This is a genomic window from Xanthobacter autotrophicus, assembly GCF_030015065.1.
Lineage (GTDB): Bacteria > Pseudomonadota > Alphaproteobacteria > Rhizobiales > Xanthobacteraceae > Xanthobacter > Xanthobacter autotrophicus_D.
The window spans coordinates 1-1,767 of sequence record NZ_JAIVFN010000248.1 but is presented as its reverse complement, the minus strand read 5'-3'; the positions used below and the strand labels follow the sequence as shown (position 1 = coordinate 1,767).

1 protein-coding gene is annotated in these 1,767 nt (G+C 73.0%); it reads right to left on the bottom strand.

What is annotated here, in order from left to right; genetic code table 11:
- Positions 1-95 precede the first annotated feature (95 nt).
- Entirely contained in the window at positions 96-1,595 is a 1,500-nt protein-coding gene (cysG, locus tag K9U40_RS22835; protein ID WP_282892379.1) for a siroheme synthase CysG, read from the bottom strand.
- Positions 1,596-1,767 lie beyond the last annotated feature (172 nt).

Below are 1,767 nucleotides of genomic sequence, written 5' to 3'. Positions count from 1 at the left end.
ACCCCAGCCCTCCCCCGCAAGCGGGAGAGGGGGCGATTGCGGTTCAAACCACAGGCGTTGTGTCGTGGGTTCCCGCCGAGACGGGACTCATTCCGTCAGCCGCCGTTGGCGGCAGCCTGAGCGATCTGGGGCAGGGCCTCCACCGCCACTTCGGCCAGCGCATGGCCATAGAGCACGAGGCAGGGGCCCGCGCCGCCGAGGCGGGCGCCGAGGGCCACCTCTTCCGCCAGGGTCGCGACGGTGGCGAGGATCACCTTCTCCTCCGGCCGCGTCACCGAGAACATGGCCACCGCCGGCGTCGCCGGGTCGATGCCCGCCGCCATCAGGTTGCGCACCAGGTCCGGCAGGGTGCGGCGGGGCATGTAGACCACCGTCGTCGCCGCCTTGTCGGCCAGCGCGTTGAAGTCGAGGTCGGTGGGCAGCTTGCCGTCGCGGGCATGGGCGGTGACGAATTGCAGCCGCCGCGCATGGTCGCGGTGGGTCAGGGAGGTGACGAGCCGGCTCGCCGCTCCCTGGGGCGCGGAGATGCCCGGGATCACCTCCACCGGCACCCCCGCCGCGCGGCAGTGGGCGATCTCCTCCCCGGCGCGGCCGAAGATCATGGGCTCGCCGCCCTTCAGGCGCACCACGCGGCGGCCTTCCCGGGCGAGGTCCACCATCAAGGCGTTGATGTCGTCCTGCTTGCAGGAGGGGCCGTAGCCGGTCTTGCCCACCAGCATCTTCTTGGCCTCGCGCCGGGCGAAATCGAGGATGGCGCCGGAGACGAGGTCGTCATAGAGCACCACGTCCGCCGATTGCAGCGCGCGCACGGCCTTGAGCGTGAGCAGTTCCGGATCGCCCGGCCCCGCGCCCACCAGCACCACCGAGCCGCCATGGGGGCCGGCGGCCTCCACCTCGATGGCGGCGAACAAGGCGGCGCGGTCGGTGTCCTCCGGCGCCCGGTTGGGCTCGGCGAGCGCCTTCGCGGCGAAGCGCTCCCAGAAGGCGCGGCGGGCGTGGTGGGAGAGGCCGCGCGCGGTGACGGCCTGCCGCCACGTCTTCGCCGCCAGCGCCCAATTCTTGAAGCCGGAGGGCAACAGCGCCTCGATCTTGGCCCGCACCGCCTGCCCGAACACGGGGGCCGCCCCATCCGTCGAGATGCCCACCACCAGCGGCGAGCGGTTGACGATGGCGCCGAAGGTGAAATCCGAGAGCGCCGGCTTGTCGATGGCGTTCACCGGCACCCCGGCGGCGCGGGCGGCGGCGGCAAAGCGCCGGGCCTCGGCCTCGTCGTCGAAGCCGGCCACCGCGAGGACGGCGCCGGAAATGTCGTCGGCGTGCCAGTGGCGCACATGGATGGAGATCGGGCCATGGGGCGGGGCGCCGGCCAGCCGCCACAAATCCTCGCAGACCTCGGGGGCGATCACCTCCACCCGCGCTCCGGCGGCGGAGAGCAACTCCGCCTTCCAGGCGGCCGGCTCGCCGCCGCCCGCCACCAGCACGCGCCGGCCCTCAAGGCCGAAGAAGACCGGCAGGCGCGCGATGGCCTCCATGCGCGCATGCCCGGTCGGGCGTGGGGTACGGGGCCGGGAGGTGTCGGGGCCGGTGGCGGCCATGGGGAAAGATGCTCCTGAACGGGTTCGTTTTCCAGCGTAAGGCGTTGAGGGCCGCCGATCAACGCGGGAGCAATCGTCCGGCGGCAGCCCTGGGGCGCCGCCGGACCGTGTCGGATGACGACGCTCAGCCGCGGGCGGCGACCACGATGATTTCCACCAGGAACTGGGGGGC